The sequence below is a fragment of the Shewanella sp. ALD9 genome (assembly GCF_002836315.1).
Taxonomy (GTDB): Bacteria; Pseudomonadota; Gammaproteobacteria; order Enterobacterales; family Shewanellaceae; genus Shewanella.
In genome coordinates this window covers 360,472-377,748 of the sequence record NZ_PJCD01000041.1, presented here as the reverse complement: position 1 = coordinate 377,748, position 17,277 = coordinate 360,472, and the positions used below count along the sequence as shown (strand labels likewise).

14 protein-coding genes are annotated in these 17,277 nt (G+C 40.5%); 4 read left to right on the top strand and 10 right to left on the bottom strand.

Features of this window, described 5'->3' with window-relative positions; genetic code table 11:
- Nucleotides 1-732: 732 nt before the first annotated feature.
- The gene (gmhB, locus tag CXF88_RS18275) at nt 733-1,293 is read right to left on the bottom strand and encodes a D-glycero-beta-D-manno-heptose 1,7-bisphosphate 7-phosphatase (RefSeq protein ID WP_101088188.1); all 561 of its coding nucleotides are present in this window, start codon (nt 1,291-1,293) and stop codon (nt 733-735) included.
- A 201-nt stretch (nt 1,294-1,494) separates the two neighbouring features.
- On the opposite strand from gmhB, the gene CXF88_RS18270 reads away from it, so the two are divergent.
- Together CXF88_RS18270 and CXF88_RS18265 are read left to right on the top strand one after the other, a co-directional pair.
- A complete protein-coding gene (locus CXF88_RS18270; protein ID WP_101088186.1) occupies nt 1,495-2,169 on the top strand; it encodes a GntR family transcriptional regulator in 675 nt (224 codons plus the stop codon).
- A gap of 113 nt (nt 2,170-2,282) precedes the next feature.
- The gene (locus CXF88_RS18265; RefSeq protein WP_101088184.1) at nt 2,283-3,365 is read left to right on the top strand and encodes a ketoacyl-ACP synthase III; all 1,083 of its coding nucleotides are present in this window, start codon (nt 2,283-2,285) and stop codon (nt 3,363-3,365) included.
- A 53-nt stretch (nt 3,366-3,418) separates the two neighbouring features.
- Here the strand turns inward: CXF88_RS18265 and CXF88_RS18260 are convergent, their stop codons facing one another.
- From CXF88_RS18260 to CXF88_RS18245, 4 genes are all read right to left on the bottom strand, one after another.
- On the bottom strand, nt 3,419-4,108 hold the full coding sequence (locus CXF88_RS18260; protein WP_101088182.1) for an exonuclease domain-containing protein: 690 nt from the start codon (nt 4,106-4,108) through the stop codon (nt 3,419-3,421).
- Complete coding sequence (locus CXF88_RS18255) at nt 4,108-5,955, bottom strand: DUF294 nucleotidyltransferase-like domain-containing protein (protein ID WP_101088180.1); 1,848 nt, start codon at nt 5,953-5,955, stop codon at nt 4,108-4,110. The genes CXF88_RS18260 and CXF88_RS18255 overlap by 1 nt, the downstream gene beginning before the upstream one ends.
- A gap of 131 nt (nt 5,956-6,086) precedes the next feature.
- A complete protein-coding gene (locus tag CXF88_RS18250) occupies nt 6,087-7,805 on the bottom strand; it encodes a sodium:solute symporter family protein (RefSeq protein ID WP_101088178.1) in 1,719 nt (572 codons plus the stop codon).
- 11 nt (nt 7,806-7,816) lie between these two features.
- Nucleotides 7,817-8,083 carry a DUF4212 domain-containing protein gene (locus tag CXF88_RS18245; RefSeq protein ID WP_011637017.1) on the bottom strand — a complete coding sequence of 89 codons (267 nt, stop codon included), beginning with the start codon at nt 8,081-8,083 and terminating at the stop codon, nt 7,817-7,819.
- Between the two features lie 359 nt (nt 8,084-8,442).
- Here CXF88_RS18245 and CXF88_RS18240 point away from each other — a divergent pair, with 359 nt between their 5' ends.
- On the top strand, nt 8,443-10,611 hold the full coding sequence (locus CXF88_RS18240) for a diguanylate cyclase (protein ID WP_347400442.1): 2,169 nt from the start codon (nt 8,443-8,445) through the stop codon (nt 10,609-10,611).
- A gap of 3 nt (nt 10,612-10,614) precedes the next feature.
- Here CXF88_RS18240 and CXF88_RS18235 read toward each other — a convergent pair whose 3' ends face one another.
- Entirely contained in the window at nt 10,615-12,108 is a 1,494-nt protein-coding gene (locus CXF88_RS18235) for an alpha/beta fold hydrolase (RefSeq protein ID WP_101088176.1), read from the bottom strand.
- Nucleotides 12,109-12,210: 102 nt separating this feature from the next.
- On the opposite strand from CXF88_RS18235, the gene CXF88_RS18230 reads away from it, so the two are divergent.
- Entirely contained in the window at nt 12,211-12,777 is a 567-nt protein-coding gene (locus tag CXF88_RS18230) for a hypothetical protein (protein WP_242445196.1), read from the top strand.
- Between the two features lie 4 nt (nt 12,778-12,781).
- On the opposite strand, the gene nadE is transcribed toward CXF88_RS18230, so the two are convergent.
- From nadE to CXF88_RS18210, 4 genes are all read right to left on the bottom strand, one after another.
- Nucleotides 12,782-13,612: an ammonia-dependent NAD(+) synthetase gene (nadE, locus tag CXF88_RS18225; protein WP_101088172.1), complete on the bottom strand. Its 831-nt coding sequence runs from the start codon at nt 13,610-13,612 to the stop codon at nt 12,782-12,784.
- A gap of 116 nt (nt 13,613-13,728) precedes the next feature.
- Entirely contained in the window at nt 13,729-15,033 is a 1,305-nt protein-coding gene (locus CXF88_RS18220) for an inosine/guanosine kinase (RefSeq protein ID WP_101088171.1), read from the bottom strand.
- Nucleotides 15,034-15,629: 596 nt separating this feature from the next.
- Nucleotides 15,630-16,274: an adenylate kinase gene (adk, locus tag CXF88_RS18215; RefSeq protein ID WP_101088169.1), complete on the bottom strand. Its 645-nt coding sequence runs from the start codon at nt 16,272-16,274 to the stop codon at nt 15,630-15,632.
- Nucleotides 16,275-16,410: 136 nt separating this feature from the next.
- Nucleotides 16,411-17,274, bottom strand: a complete 864-nt coding sequence (locus CXF88_RS18210) for a tetratricopeptide repeat protein (RefSeq protein WP_101088167.1) — start codon at nt 17,272-17,274, stop codon at nt 16,411-16,413.
- Nucleotides 17,275-17,277 lie beyond the last annotated feature (3 nt).

The window sequence follows — 17,277 nt, the reverse complement described above, 5'->3', positions numbered from 1 at the left end:
AGCTTTCGGCTCAATGAATTCTGATTGCTTTATCAACCGAAGCTGACAAAGTCTTTGTACATATTACTATGAACATTCATCGTTGCATTGAGTTTAAATTTTTTGATTATCTAAAGCAGTTAAACTGATTTAAATAATTGTCGAATAACTCAATACCTGTGAATGCCCACACAGATTACTTGATAAATTGTTAAAGAGCGGACCTGGTAACTAGCGTTAAACGCTGCGTTCCGTGTCAGTGGGGTGTATTATAGGGAAAACTTTTTATAGCGCAAGAGCTTTCTACGGTTTTTATGACTATTACGACCCAACTGCATACTATTTGAACTTAAAGCCATATTTATTGAAGTTTTTGCTGACTTTATAACCATAAATGGCTCGCTACAACGAACAGCAAATTTATTTTATCTACCTATATAAGGCTTATTATGCGGCTCAGCGTGGTTTAAGTGGCTAATTTAGCTTGTTGAGACCAAAACATAACTGAAACGGCGTTAATTTCATGTTAACTTCGTAGCAACTTTTAGTAGCACGAACGATTTGGCGTTAATGGATGACATATCTTTATTTGGATTAGGGGTTTGTTAGCAACAAAAATATGCTGACTAGTATATAAAGGAAGAGAAAGTCTAAAACTAAGTAATTGTTACACTGAAAATCTCTGTTCATATATAAGTCGGTGAAAGCTTATATATGAACAGTTGAAATGATAGCTTTGCATTGGCTATTCTATTATTTTGTGAGTAATTGACTTAGCAGACTCGGAACGTCAGCGATACTGTCAACCACTGCACTGGCAAGTTCAACTCCGGCTTCGTCTACTACTTTACCTGAACGAACCAAAATGGCAGTGTTAATGCCAGCCGCTTTTGCTGCGCGCATATCATCAGCTTTATCACCCACCATTACAGACTGGCTCATATCGATTTTCAAGAATTCTGCAGCATCGAGCATCATGCCGGGTTTTGGCTTTCTGCAATCGCAATCTTGCTTATATCCACCTAGGCCTTTTTGTGGATGATGCGGGCAATAGTAGATACCATCAAGTTCGACACCTTTATCGGCAAAGTTCCAATCCATCCATTCCGTTAAATGATGAAAATCATCTTCACTGTACATGCCACGAGCAATGCCGGATTGATTGGTCACCACTATTAATAGGTAACCCATTTGCTTTAATGCAAGACACGCTTCAAATACACCGTCGATATACTCAAAGTCGTCCACTGTATGAACGTAACCATTGTCTTTATTGATCACACCATCACGATCGAGAAATACTGCTTTATTCAACCTAACACTCCTTAAACTCTTTCTTGTGTCGATTATCCCATTGAGATGAATTTGGGGCCAGATAATCTGAATATTTTTATTAATTTGTTTATTTACCCCCATTTTATGAGCTTAATCTGCATAATTGTATAGGTTTCACTTTATAAAGCGGCGGCTAAGCGTTACCCTTGCTCGAAGAAATTAGTGATTATTATAGAATACATGAGCAATATACCTCCTATTATTCATAAAACGCGTACGCAACTTGTTGTAGAGGCGCTCAGAGAACGGATCCTTTCTGGTGATATACAAGGAGGAGAACCGCTCAGGCAGTCTGCTATTGCAGAACAGTTAAATGTAAGTCGCATTCCCGTTCGTGAAGCGTTAGTTCAGTTAGAAGCTGAAGGCTTAATTAATTTCGAACCGCATAAAGGCGCGACGGCAACATTGTTATCTGTTGAGCAAGTCACTGAATTATTTGAATTGCGCGCTATGATCGAATCGGATTTGTTGGCTAAGGCCATCCCTAACCTATCTGACAATGATATTGCCGAAGCTGAAGCCGTACTGGTTAAACTTGAATTGGCATTTAAACTGAAAGAATCAGTAGCCAGTTGGAGTGAGCTTAATACTCGATTCCATACTCGTTTATACCAAGCGGCTAATCGACCTCATACAATGGAAGTGGTTAACGGTTTAAACACCAATTGCGATCGCTATATTCGTCTGCAGTTGTTATTTACTGGCGGGATCCCTATCGCCGAAAGAGAACATCGAGTGTTACTCGAATTATGTAAAAAACGTGACATCGCAAAAGCCACTACTTTACTGCGTGAGCATATCTTGCATGCTTCGGCTTCAATCACGAAACTGGTAGAACAAAAGATTAAGTCATAATAACAAATCTTAGTCATGACCATTTAAGCATTTAATATCAACAGATTAATTTTAAGCTGTTGTTTTTGTATATAAATTTAATTAACTATTGAAACGTATTGAGAGAACTTCTTATGCAGTATGCACACATTACCGGTTGGGGGAAGTCAGTTCCGCCCGCAACATTGACCAATGAAGATTTAGCCACATTCATGGAAACGACGGATGAATGGATTAAAACACGTACTGGTATTAGTAAGCGTAACATCAGTCACGTCAATACTTCTGAAATGGCGTCGGTTGCAGCTAAGCATGCACTTGCCGCTGCAGGGATTGATGGCAGTGAATTAGATTTAATTATTCTAGCCACCGCCAGCCCTGATACCTTGATCCCAAATATTGCATCTACGGTACAGGCAAATATTGGCGCTACCTGCGGTGCATTTGATATTAACGCTGCTTGCAGTGGATTTTTGTATGGCGTTGGCTTGGCTAGCTCAATGATAAAAAGCGGCCAAAGTAAGAAAATTCTGATTATTGGCGCTGAACGTTTATCTTTTTACCTTGATTGGTCTCGACGTGAAACCGCTGTGTTATTTGGTGATGGTGCTGGTGCTGTTGTGCTAGAAGCCAGTGACCAACCTGGTGGCGTATTAGGTTATGAATTAAATAACGATCCTGAAGGTCGCGATATTTTAAAGTCTAACTTTGGCACCCAGATGGATAGATTTGACAATGACTCATTGGATTTTTACATTCATATCAATGGTCAAGATGTGTTTAAACGTGCGATTCATGGCATGGGAAGTTTAAGTAATAAGGTATTAGACAAATGTGGTATCAACATCGATGATGTCGACTTTGTTATTCCGCATCAGGCAAACGAACGTATTATTGATACTTTAGTAAGCCGAATGAAAATTCCAAAAGAAAAAGCTTTCGTCAATATCGCTGATTATGGCAATACATCGGCTGCCACTATCCCGATTGCGATTTGTGATGCGTTATCTCAAGGTAGAATTGAAGCCAATCAAACGATTCTATCTTGCGCGTTTGGTGCTGGATTAACCTCGGCTGCCTTACTGCTAAAATGGGGCGAACGCACCACACCAATTAACACCAGTGATGCAGCATTACCGCCTTGCGATAAAACCGCACTTGAATTGATTAAACCTGCGGTTGATTATTTTTTCAATAAAGCTAAAAACGCAGAATAAGCGATATTGTGCGTTTAATAGAAAAGCCAGTCTCGATGACTGGCTTTTCTTTTCTAGCGAAATACATTAATTAAGTCTTTAACCGACAACTTTTTAATATCGCCCATCGCTGCCACTTGAGCCAACAATAACTCTGCACAAGATAATGCATCAATAAGCGCATTGTGAGCAGAATAAACGGGTAAACGGTAACGTTCACGGCTTGCATTCAAGCGTAACGAGCCTTCTTTCAATACCGATTGTTGCATTAAACAACGTTTTTTTTCTATGGCCAACGTATCGATAAATACCAACGGAATTGATTGACCAAAACAGCGTATCAACTGCTGCTGAATAAACTGTATGTCTAATGGTGCATGGTGCGCCACTAAAATATAGCCCTTTGTTTGTGATAAAAACCAATCAATTGCCTCGGCTAACGTTAACGCCATATGCAATTGATTATCCACAATACCGTGAACCGTCGCGCTATGACCCACACTGCCACTAATGGATATCATCATATGTTGTGCTTTTTCAAGCGGAATGACACCGTTGATAATTGGTACCAAACCGATACTGATGACTTGATCATGGATTGGATCTAAGCCAGTCATTTCAAGATCAATCGCCATCAATGGAGCATCTAGAAATAGGGTTGTTAATGCCGGCGTGATTGCTTCTAAATATGTATTTAATGGCGACGGTAAAGTGGTCATCTTTTTACGCCACAACACCGTTTTTACCCACCAAAAATTGACCACTAGAAACTCCTCATGAACTTAAGCTTTATTCCTGCTTGTGCATCGTGCACCACTTTAAATGCATCACGAAGCTGATGACGCATTAATGAAGAAAGATGTTGTGGTTTAAGATAATTGTTCACTGGTAAATTATTGGTGGCTTGGTAACCTTGATTAGCTAGACGCATGTGCGCAATGAACTCATGGGCGTCCGCCAAATTAAGTGCATCTTTACGATTAATAATATTAGCGTCCATTAACGCTCTGATCCGCTTAGCTGTATTAACCTCTTTGATACCTGCACTTAACGCATACACTCTGGCAATGTCATTAATTAATGCACTGCCCTTATGCTTTAAATCCATACCTTTCACTTCACTTCCATCACGCTCAAGGACAAACTTCCTAAAAAAGCCCAATGGCGGTGATTCAGTTAATGAGTTCCCCGCCATTCCGGCAAGGAAAATATCGTTATTTTGTGTAGCGGCTAAAACATCATCTTGCAGTTCACTGAATAAACTCAATGGCCCAAACACTGGGCGCATGTCGAAAAATATACTGGCATGCATTAAAGCTTTTGGTTCCGGCGTGTTTACCCATCTAGAGAAAAGCCCTTTCCACTTCACCAGTGACAAGCGCCATTTGGGATTTTGCGCCATAATGTCACCAGGGCAATAAATATAACCACATTCATCTAAGCCCTTACATACCGCTTTTGTTAATGCTTCAAAATAAGCACCAGCAAATTCATCGGGTTCATGTGCCAGCAATAAGCCATTATCTTGGTCAGAACAAGCAACCTGATCTTGCCTGCCTTGGGAACCAAAAGCCAACCAACAAAACGCCATTGGTGCCTGACCTAAAATCTGTTGATTCAATTCAATCAGCCGACGCGTTAATGCATCAGTTACCGAGGTTAATACTCTACCTATCTCTTCAGCTCTAGCATCGGCACTGATTAAATTTTGTAATAGTAGCGGGATTTGCTTACTCACTTGAATAAGTTTCTCTATATTTGCTTGCCGGCCTATTTCGCCAATAAGCAGTAGAGGTTGTGAGCTTTGCGAACGCAAAATATCAGTACTCGTGATCATCCCTAACGCACGGCTTCCATCAACCACAGGTAAGTGGTGAATATTATGTTCACTCATCGCCAACATTGCTTCGAATACTAGCGCGTTGGCATGAGTTGTCACGGGATTGATGGTCATGGCGTGACTCACCAGCGTATTGACATCTAAGCCTTCTGCGATAATTCGATTACGTAAATCTCGATCGGTCAAAATACCGGTTAATTTTTGATTATCGATAACGAGCACCGATGAGACCCGGTGTTCACGCATTAATTTAGCCGCATCCATAACACTGGCATGAGCGTCGATGATAATGGGCTGAGATGACATAATTGAAGTAATACGGCTAGTCGTGGTCAAGTCTTTAGCGGTAAATTTAGTTTCATTGCGTAAGCGTTTAGCAAAAGCACGAGCAAAAAATTGATCAAAGCTGCGATGTTCAGAACGTAATTGGGCAAATACTGATTGTGGTAAATGATAAACCAAACCATCTTCTAAAATGGCCACTTTATTAACGACCTTTTCACCCGATAATAAGGTGGAAAAACCAAAACATTCTCCTTCGCCAACACGGTCAACCAATACACCTTCAGGATCGCGCACTTCAAATGCACCGCTGCGCACAATGTACAATTTCGGATTGTCTTTATCGAACTCAACAAAGGCAGACGCTTTACTGTAATAACCGACGCTAATCTTTCTCGCACAATATTGAATACTATCTTTAGGTAGCGTGTCGAAAGGCGAATGTGCTGCTAAAAACTGCTCTACGGGTTGTAACTCACTGGCATCCATTAATCATTTCCCTATTGTGCATGGGCGAACAATATCACTATAACAAAGCGTTTCGCTTATCTGCTATAGGACTAAAGCCCAACAAAAAGAGCGCCTAAGCGCTCTTTTTAAACAGTGTAGATTACAGCAGTTTAATGATCGTGTGCTTCGCCTGACCCTTTAGGGAAACGAATAGACTCAACCATTGCGACTATTTCGTCAGGAATTTTAGCAGTAACTTTACTGACAGCAAAAGCGACACCAAAGTTAACCATCATTCCCACCATACCAATACCTTCTGGTGAAATACCAAATAACCAGTTTTCAGATGTATTCGATGCAGGATTAATAAACTTGAAGTAGGCAATATAACTAGCAGTAAATAATAGCCCGATCACCATACCTGAAATAGCACCTTCTTTATTCATGGTTCTAGAGAAAATCCCCATGATAATAGCAGGGAATAACGAGGCTGCTGCGAGACCAAATGCAATGGCCACCACCGCGGCTACGAATCCAGGAGGATTAATACCAAAGTAACCCGCCATAACAACCCCGAAACCAGCAGCTATCCGTGCATACATTAACTCTTTCTGATCCGAAATATCCGGCATTAGATTTTTCTTGAGTAAATCGTGCGACACAGAGGTTGAAATTACCAGTAATAAACCCGCAGATGTAGACAATGCTGCAGCTAAACCACCCGCGGCAACTAATGCAATAACCCATGCAGGAAGATTGGCAATTTCAGGCGTGGCAAGAACCATAATATCGCGGTCAATGTTCATCTCATTTTTTTCACCATTGGTGTAAAAAATCTTGCCATCGTTGTTCTTATCGTCCCATGTAATTAAACCCGTTTTTTCCCAGTTTTTAATCCACGTTGGCGCAGTTTCATAAGGCACGCCAGTTGATTCTGGTCCATTGATGGTTTCAATCATATTAACGCGAGAGAAAGCAGACAATGCAGGAATAGTGGTGTACATAATAGCGATAAAGACTAAAGCCCAGCCCGCTGAAATACGCGCGTCTTTTACTTTAGGAACAGTAAAGAAACGTACAATCACATGCGGTAAGCCTGCTGTACCAAACATTAATGCACCGGTAATAAAGAACACATCTATCATCGACTTGGAGCCTTCGGTATATTGGGAGAACCCGAGTTCTGCCGATAATCCATCGAGCTTATCGAGTAAATACACCCCCGTACCATTACCTGCGGCATCAATCATCTCAGCGCCAAAACCAATTTGCGGTAATATGTGACCTGTCATCATCACTGAGATAAAGATAGCAGGAACCATAAAGGCAAAAATAAGAACGCAGTATTGTGCTACCTGTGTGTAAGTAATCCCTTTCATGCCACCTAATACAGCATAAAAGAATACGACTGCCATACCAATGTACACCCCTGTTTCTACGTCAACTTCTAAGAAACGAGAGAACACTACGCCAACACCACGCATTTGGCCTGCAATATAGGTAAAACAAATAAAGATGGCACAAATAACAGCGACAGTACGTGCCGTCTGAGAGTAGTAGCGATCACCAATAAAGTCCGGAACCGTAAATTTACCAAATTTACGTAAATAAGGCGCCATACATAATGCTAATAGCACATAACCGCCGGTCCAACCCATTAGATAAACTGAGCCATCATAACCAGTAAAAGATACAATACCGGCTAATGAAATAAACGATGCTGCTGACATCCAGTCGGCTGCAGTTGCCATACCATTTAGAACAGGGTGAACACCACCACCTGCAACATAAAACTCTTTAGTTGAACCAGCTCGAGTCCAAATGGCGATCCCGATGTACAGCGCAAAAGTCGCGCCGACAATTAAATATGTTAGTGTTTGAACATCCATCTTAGTGCCCCTTAGTCTTCCTGAACATTGTATTTTTTGTCTAATGTATTAGCTTTCGCCACATAAACAAAAATCAGCGCCACGAATACATACATTGCACCCTGCTGCGCAAACCAGAAACCCAGTTTGAATCCCATAAAGGTAATTTCGTTTAACACATCTACTAATAGAATACCGCAGCCAAATGACACTGCAGCCCAAATTGCAAGCAAGCTAAGTACTAAACGTAAATTCTCACGCCAGTAACCCGCTGCCTTATCGTTATTTTCGAAACTCATTGCGACTCCCCTAAGTTATTTTTTGTAAAGCCATTGTTAATTTAGCAATTCAGGGGGCCATCACAATCAAGACCTTAGTCGTACTTGATTAACAAATGTTAACGTAAAATATTAAAATGCATACAAATCAGATGATTGAGAAATAATGAATTGAAATGAACTTCTTATTTTTCAATTTAATTAGACCAAGGTCGAACAAGATTTCGCCATTAAAAGATTGAGATCTGCATCACAAAAGATAAAAAGGAATATTTGTGAGTAAAAAAAACTTCGTTTGCGTTGAAATCTGTTCTATTTCCTGAGATAAATGCTTAGATAGGAATAAATCTTTTTAGAATACAAATAATAAGGATATTTTTTTGACATTGCCTCGCATTAATCAACAACACCTTTTATTCTCGATTATCTTGGGAGTAATAGGATTGTTCATCAATTGTTACCCGATACAATTTTTTGCTAACGTGCAATTTGTATTAGGTAACACGGTGACTGTCATTGCTGCTGTTTTATTGGGGCCTTGGTATGCCTTTTTGACCGCAATGATGGCATCAACAGGATTAATGTTGATATGGGATAGCCCGCATGTTTACTTATTTTTTGGGCTTGAAGCATTATTTTTAGGCTATGCCAGACGCCGTGATATCTATGCCTTATATGCCGATGCCGCTTATTGGTTATTTATAGGTGCACCAATGGTGTATTTATATGTGGTTCTATTGATGGATATACCGCCATCTCACTTAGGCTTTATTATTTCAAAGCAAGGCATCAACGGACTGATATATACCAGTATTGCATCATTACTTATTTTAGCTATTCCAAAGTTATGGTTTTTAAAAGACAAAGTTAAAGACCGCAACCGTAGACAATTAAGCGCGCAACTGACTTATTTCTTCACCTTAATGGTGACGTTAACATTATTGTTTTCAGCGTTAATCTTTAATTTTTACTTTTTAGAACGTCAACAAGTCATGTTAAAACAAAACATGACGGAAGCGGTCGCTCACCTATCGACCTCAGCACAAAATTATATCAAAAACCATCAAACCGTGATCCAAAATACAGCAAGTCAATTAGATTTAGTTGCCGATAAACCAGAGCAATGGCAAGGTATTTTATCAAGTTCACATCAAAACTATCCCGGTTTTATCAGTATGTTGATCGCCAATCCGGCAGCCAATATTGTGGCAGCCAGCCCAGTATCAAGACTATTAACACAGCAATTACCAGAACAAAGTATCAACATTAACGATAGAGATTATTTTATTGAGTCATTCTATAACCAGCGCCTATTCGTATCATCTGCCTTTCTGGGCCGCGGTTTTGGTAATGACGCGATTATTGCCATGAGCGCTCCCTTTTATCTCGATGAGCAACGCACACAAGTAGCAGGAATAGTAGAAGGTTCGCTTGATTTAACTCATTTTTCACATATTGATCAAGTTAATGAATATACCGAAGATGAATCTGTAGTGATGGTTGATGAACAAAATCAAATTATTTATGCTTCCAAAAAACTCGGTTTAAAACCACTTTCACAATTTAATTTTGCAATAAATAAAGGTGTGTATCGTGCCAATCTTGAGTTAATCAATATTCACAATACTACCTCAATTGTGCCTGAATATATGTATGCTCACCGGGAGCTCGATAATGGTTGGACAGTGTATATTTTAAAAGAATTTTCGCCGCTACTAAAACTCGCTGAAGAACAAATGTTCAGTAGTTTTATCATGCTGTTGATTGCATTATTGGGTACCTTCTATATTTCAAAAAAGCTCAGCGCGTTGTTAACGGTGCCATTAGAAGCTGTCGCCAATCAATTCAGTCAGTCATATTCAAGTCCAGAAAAAACCTCGGCAATTGACGATAGTTCACCCAGAGAAGTATTCAACCTGTATCAACGATTAGCAGCCAGTAAGCAACAACTCATCGCGCATCAAGTCGAATTAGAAGAGACTGTGGCTAATCGTACCGCGGAATTAGAAAAGGCCAACAAAAAACTCACCGAGCTGGTTGATAGAGATCCGTTAACTGGCTTATATAATCGCCGTTATGCTGAACGTAAATTTGGTGAGTTAGTGGATTTTTGTTTGCGAAGCGATCAGGCCATTACTGTTGTATTGCTTGATTTAGATTTCTTCAAAAAAGTAAATGACAATTATGGCCATTTAGCTGGAGATGAGTGCTTGCGGAACGTGTCGCATTTATTGCAGAAATACTTTAAACGCGACATTGATATTGTGGCTCGTTACGGCGGAGAAGAATTTTTGCTTATTCTGCCTTTGTCCAATACCTTACATATTGAACACCATCTCAATGGCTTTAGAGAAGCACTGTCGCAATTAGAAATCACCTCACCCGAAGATAAACAGTCATTCAACGTGACGGTCAGTATTGGTGCTATTACGGCCAGTGCTGATTATGAAGCTGAACTCGATAAGTGGATTAAAGTCGCTGATGATAATCTCTACCAAGCAAAACAACAGGGACGTAATAAAACAATTATTAGCATCATTAGCGACTAATGTTTACTGGTTTACTGGTTTACTGTCTAATGGTGACTCAGATTGATGCCCTTGAGTAAACTCATCAATGCGAGTCATCATATAAGGATAAAATGGATTCCACTTCTGACGCAACATGTCATCGGCCGTCACACTGAAAATGCCCCGTTCACCTTGATAAATTGCTCTGCCAATTTGGATTTTATCCGAATCAATACCTGGTAGAGGCCCGTAAAGGGTATCTTCAATCGGAAAACTTAACGCCACATGAGATAAAGAATACACATCATTAGGCCAAGTTAAACTTAACGCTAACACATCATCGGTTATCGATTTATCAGCTAGCTCCCTGACTTGAACATGATTATCCCGTTGCGGATCATTTTCAACCAAACTTAAACGGTAAGGTAATTGCTTTGGTAGCCAAAATGGAGCAAAAGTCGCCAGTGGATCTTGAAACAGTAATTGGTTGTTACTCTTCGTCCTATTGACATCAAAGAGCACCAATTGATGGCCTTTGTTTAGCGGCAATTTTTGATATAGCAAATCAACCACAGCAAGTGAAGAGACCGTATCATCAACAACTGACTGAAACGTTAATATTGCAGGAATAGCATCAAACTGTTGCGGCGATAATGACGCTAATAAGGTCTGGTTACGCTGAGTTAACTGATATACAACATCGCCAGCATTAACAGCAAAAGACCGATATTTAAAGGGATCATATTCCGTTTGAATGCTGTTCCAATACAGTTTATCTTGGCCGAGTAATTTACCCAGTTTAGCTTGCCAATAAGCGCCTGCTGCAATGGGAGCAAGACCAATGGCTGGTGATAACATGACCATACCGGCAAAGCTTGTAGGCTTATCTAAACTGATATTCTCAAGTTCATGGTTTAATGCTAAAGCAGCACCTGTCGAAAACCCGACCACATAAATCGGTTTACCGGGTAATTGGGCAGACAAGCGGGCAACAGCAAGTGATACCGCCCCAGCAAGATCAGGCCAAGTAATGTCGGTTAATCCTGACGGAATGGTACCGTGTCCTGGCAAGCGCAACCCTAAAACATAAGCCTGATGTTGATAATGCTGCGCAAAATGCGACATCACATAAGGTGAGTCGGACATGCCGTGTAGTAATAAAAGGCCAAACTCAGCTTGGGGGTTTTTCCATTCGAAAGAACGATTCCAATTTTGTTGCCATAACCCAGGATCAGACAGGCTATTACGCTCATAACGATTAATAGGGGATGCTATTTCAGGTTGATATTGACGGTAAACTTGCTTTTCTACTTCAGCAAAAAGTTTATCTTCTAATTGTAAATATTGGCTAAAATCAGTTAAACCAGACTGTTGATGGTATTCAGAGGTTAGATGTGTCGTGTGCCATAATGATAAATTAGGCCGCGCATTAAGCATCCAAACAGCAGTAATAATTAACGCTAACCCAATACCTAAAGCACCATAAAATGCGGCAAATAAAAAATGTTTTGTCGATCCAATCACGATTGCACGCATAATTACCTTAAAAAATAGATACCGAATACAAACAAAAATATAGCGTAACATTTACTGCTGAACTGTCAGGCACTTACTATTCATAACAATACTGGAAATAATATGTCATCAGGTTTATATAGCCATATATGGGGACCGATGAATCCCGATATCATTTTTTATTTACCTACGCCTCCAGAGCTACCCGCGCACTGGCAAGCCACGCATCCCGATGCAATCACACAGCTGGTCACATTAAATGGTAATCACTGGCGGAAAATTGTCACCATAATGGCGAAGATTTGCAGTTTAGAGCACGATATTAATGCTAATAAAGGGATTAATTGGAAACAGATCCGTGACCAATTATTTAATGAACATCATGATCCACAAACCGGAAAACACATCAACACTCCATCACGCTTGCATTGCCAATTACGTATTGTTAACCCCAATATTGAACATCACGACGAGGTAGTATTTCTTCCTGAATTTTGGCATATTTTATGTGGTAAAGAAGCCCAGCAACGTATGGGAATATCCGATCCTCGGCAGTATACATCACTAGATGAAAAGCAAAAAATACAGCACCAGCACACGGTGTTACTGACGCCATATTTAGATTATCGACAATATGCTAATGCGCTAATAGAACTCACCCGACAACACATCACCTTAAGCAAAGTGTAAGATATTAATCGTAAATCGTCGGAATAGGCTCACGTTTATGTTGGGTACGTTTATAGATACTCACCAATTTATCTTCCACAGACTTAGCAACATCTTTACCTTCTAAGAAGTCATCAATTTGATCATAGGTCAGCCCTAAAGCGACCTCATCTTCAAGTTGAGGCTTATTGTCTTCTAAGTCCGCCGTAGGGGCCTTTTTGACCAATATCTCTGGCGCGCCTAAATGGGCTGCTAATTGACGTACTTGACGTTTATTTAAGCCAAATAACGGCGCTAAATCGCAAGCCCCATCGCCCCATTTGGTATAGAAACCAGTAATATTTTCCGCACTATGATCAGTGCCCACAACAAGGCCGCCCATAGCACCTGCGATATCATATTGGACTATCATGCGCATTCGGGCTTTAACATTACCCTTGAGAAAGTCAGTCTTAGCAGCATCTGTTGATGCTAAACCCGCGGCGGTGAGACCCACTATAGTGGCATTATGGATGCCAACAACACCATCATGAACATTCACGGTCACCTGTTTTGAAGGCTGAATAAACTGACAGGCTAGCTGAGCTTCAGCTTCATCTTGCTGGACATGGTAAGGTAAGCGCACTGCAATAAACTGATACTCGTCACTGGTTTTTTCTTGATTAAGGCTATTCACTGCCAGTTGGCATAAACGTCCAGCAAGTGATGAATCAACACCGCCACTGATCCCCAAGACTAAAGTTTTGCTGTGAGCATCTGATAATTTTGCCTTAATAAAAGCAATTCTGCGTTGGATCTCAAACTCAGGCTCAATAGCCTTAAGTACATGCATCTCTCTTAAGATTTGTCCTTTCACGTGACGCTCCTGATTGCTTATTAATATTCTGACTTTCGGTGCCTATTCTATAAAAATCTACACAAAAAAAAACGATAATGATGCATCATTATCGTTTTATTTTTATCGATGACCAATCATCGTTCCCAATATGACTCTTCTAGACTGTCTTCTCGCTCTGGTAAACCACGAGATAAACGTGGACTATGCTGCGCTAACACTTCGTATGCAACGCGATTAGCGTATTTACACACTTGTGAAAACGACGAATAACATAAACCATCTCGTTTATGTTTACTCGAACCAGGCACATTGGTTTTATGGAACGTATTGGCTGATAAATCATGAAGCAACGCAGACAAAGCTCCATCACCAGCACCATTGGTATTACGAATTAATTCTGGTCCACCCATGTAAGGGGCAATGTGAGCGTACACTTTTATTGGCGTATCGCAATCCACTTGTAATTTAGGGCGAGAAAACTCATAACGGTTAAATTCAGGAATGGCGCCCGGTAATAAGGTATGGCTGGTTTCACGCTTTTCAGCATCTTCAGTATAACCCGCAGTATAAAGCCCTATCGCACCCGCCGTGGTTAGCACCATGTCACACCAATCTAGCGCCATTTCACTGGCAAGCAACGGGTCTTTAAAACCCGTTAACGCTTCACCTTCGTCTTCATTCATGGCTAAAATAGTGACATGCTCATTAATAAAATTTTGCCACCATTGCGGATCTTCTTGAATTAAAAAGCGTGTCCCTAAGGTTAACACCACTGGTACATCGGCTTCTTTAGCGTAATTAATGGCCGTCATTGCCGCATCAGTAATGCCATCACCTTCGCTTGCTCGCATCAGGTATGCCGTTAATACTAACGCCGAACTGCCTTGTATCACCTCTTTATCGATATACTCAGGTGTTAGCTTATCCATCGCGCCTTTACTGATAGCAAACGTGCGTTCACCACAATCGGAAATTAACGTAAAGCAGCGACCGATAGGACCATCGACAGGTTGTAAAAAGTTGAGGTCAACCTTTGAGGAAGTGTTACATAAATAGCGATATGCATAGCTACCCACCATAATATGCTGGCTCATAACCCCAAAAAGCACTGAGCGGTCATCGGCTAAAATCGAATAATTATGGACGGTGTTACCAATAGTGCCACCGGCAAATTCATCGCTGATCATCTCATTGGATTTAAGTTCATGGTACAAATTATGGGCTTGCTCATCATTAATGAGAGTAGAGTTGCCTTTAGGTAAGCCATATCGCTCAAGTAACTCGTCTTCTACTTTAGCCTCGATATCAACCAAGGTTTGATCGATACCGCAAATGTAAGTAGAAAAAGGTTGAGGCTGCTGCGTAAGTTGAGCCAATAACGGATCACGACTGTTTACAGGGAAATAGTGTTTGGACTTACGTTGACCAGGAAACTTCATATTGGGCTCTCATAGCTTGGCGTCCGTGCAAGTGTGAAATTAATTACCACTGACACTCATTCAATTTTATATGAGTCGTCATCCGCGAAAATGGCGGCAGATTTTATCATAGGTAAGCGTCAATCCTATATCACTTTTATCACATTCACGGCCTAAATATGTTCCGTTGAGGTCATCAGTCTTATTTTATTAGTTTTTGACCTACGCCGATATATTGCCTCTGGCTAAATCAACTGGACAATATTAGTCCGTTCAATCACACATTAGCCTCAATAGTGCTGTATTGAATAACTTAAGTTTGGGCTGATAGATTGGGTAAATCGAGTAAAAGGACTGTTCAACAGTCATGTGAAACTTGCCATTGTATGACTATCAAGGCGCATGAAGACTTCAATAGCGAGCCGATGCAATGGTGGCATTAGAATTTGATAATCGTGTTTACAATCTCGAGCGGAGGTTAAATAAACATTGATTAAATATCAGTGATTCAATATTAGTGAAAAGTATTCCCACTAATATACAGCAACGGTTAGGTTATTCTTTAGGCATAAAAAAAGCCTGCAAAGCAGGCTTTTAATGGCGGAGCTAATCAGCGATTATTTTAATACGCTGGCTAGTTGCTCACTCACTTTAGCGACAGATTGAGTACCATCATACTTGTTGTACTGAGTCTTACCGGCAGCAGCAACTTTGCCATAATAATCAACTAATGGCTTAGTTTGCTCATGGTAAATGCTTAAACGCTTGCGTACGGTACTTTCTTCGTCATCTGGGCGGATAGATAAATCTTCGCCAGTGACATCGTCTTTACCTTCCACTTTCGGTGGATTGAACACCACGTGGTAAACACGACCAGAACCAGAATGAACACGACGTCCGCTCATACGCTTAACGATTTCTTCATCAGGCACATCGATTTCGATAACATGATCAATCTCAATACCATTTTCAGCCATAGCATCAGCTTGAGGAATTGTGCGAGGGAAACCGTCAAGTAAGAAGCCTTTTACGCAATCTTCTTGAGCAATACGCTCTTTCACTAACCCAATGATAAGATCGTCTGAAACTAATTGACCTGCATCCATTACTTTCTTAGCTTCTAAACCTAATGGCGTACCAGCTTTAACAGCGGCACGTAACATATCACCAGTTGAGATCTGTGGGATACCATACTGTTCCATAATGAACTGAGCTTGGGTACCTTTACCGGCACCTGGGGCACCCAATAAAATAATGCGCATCTCAAAAGTCCTCTTTTAAGTTTGTGTTCTTTTTAGGGCGGCGATTTTCGCACATCTGCCGCACTTTTAATAGCGCTTTTGTTATGACATTAGACCAAGATCTAATAAGGGTTGTAACAAAACAGCTTCAATTTGTTTAATACAACAAGGTATACAATTTACGGCGATATTGATTGGCTAACGTATTGCCCTGACCTATCGCGGTTAGAATTTCCATGAAGACTTGTTTAACTTTGCCATCAGCAGCACTCATATCTTTTTGTAAAATAACAAACAATAATTCAAGGGCTTCTTCGTTACGTTGAGCAACATTTAATGCTTTGGCTAATATAACAACTGCGTCTAGATTATCAGGTTGCTCTGCGACATTTTGTTGCAGCTGACGAATTTCTGGAGTATCTGCCGCATCTTCCGCTAACGCTAATTTAGCCACTAAATTATGATAGTAACTATCTTGATCCGCTAAACCTATACGGGCAAGTAGCCCTTTGGCTTCTGCGAGTAAACCTTGCTGTAACGCCACATCAGTCATCACCAATGCAACTTCAGGTGCTTGTTGTGAATCGATAAAAATTGTTTTTAACTGGTCAGAAATTTTAGCTAAATCTTCTGGCGATAACTCACATTGGGCTAATTGCTGCTTAACATCATCAAACTCTTGTATCCACATTGGCGGTAAATGTTTGTCGAGCAAATCACTAATTTGTTCTTGGCTTTGCGCCCCAGAAAAACCATCAATGGGTCTACCTTTATCTAAAATCAATGTGGTCGGTACGTTCTGAATTTGGAAGTAATTCGCAATTTCTAACTCAGTTTCACAATCCACTTTAGCGAGAATAAATCGCCCACCTTGGCTATTGGCAAGATGCTCCAGCGTCTGCAACATTTGTACACTTTCGGGCTGTTGTTGCGCCCAAAATGCTAATACCACCATTTTTTGCATTGAGGTATCAACAACTTGTTGAATATTATCTTTAGTAAGATTAATGAGGTAGTCCATATT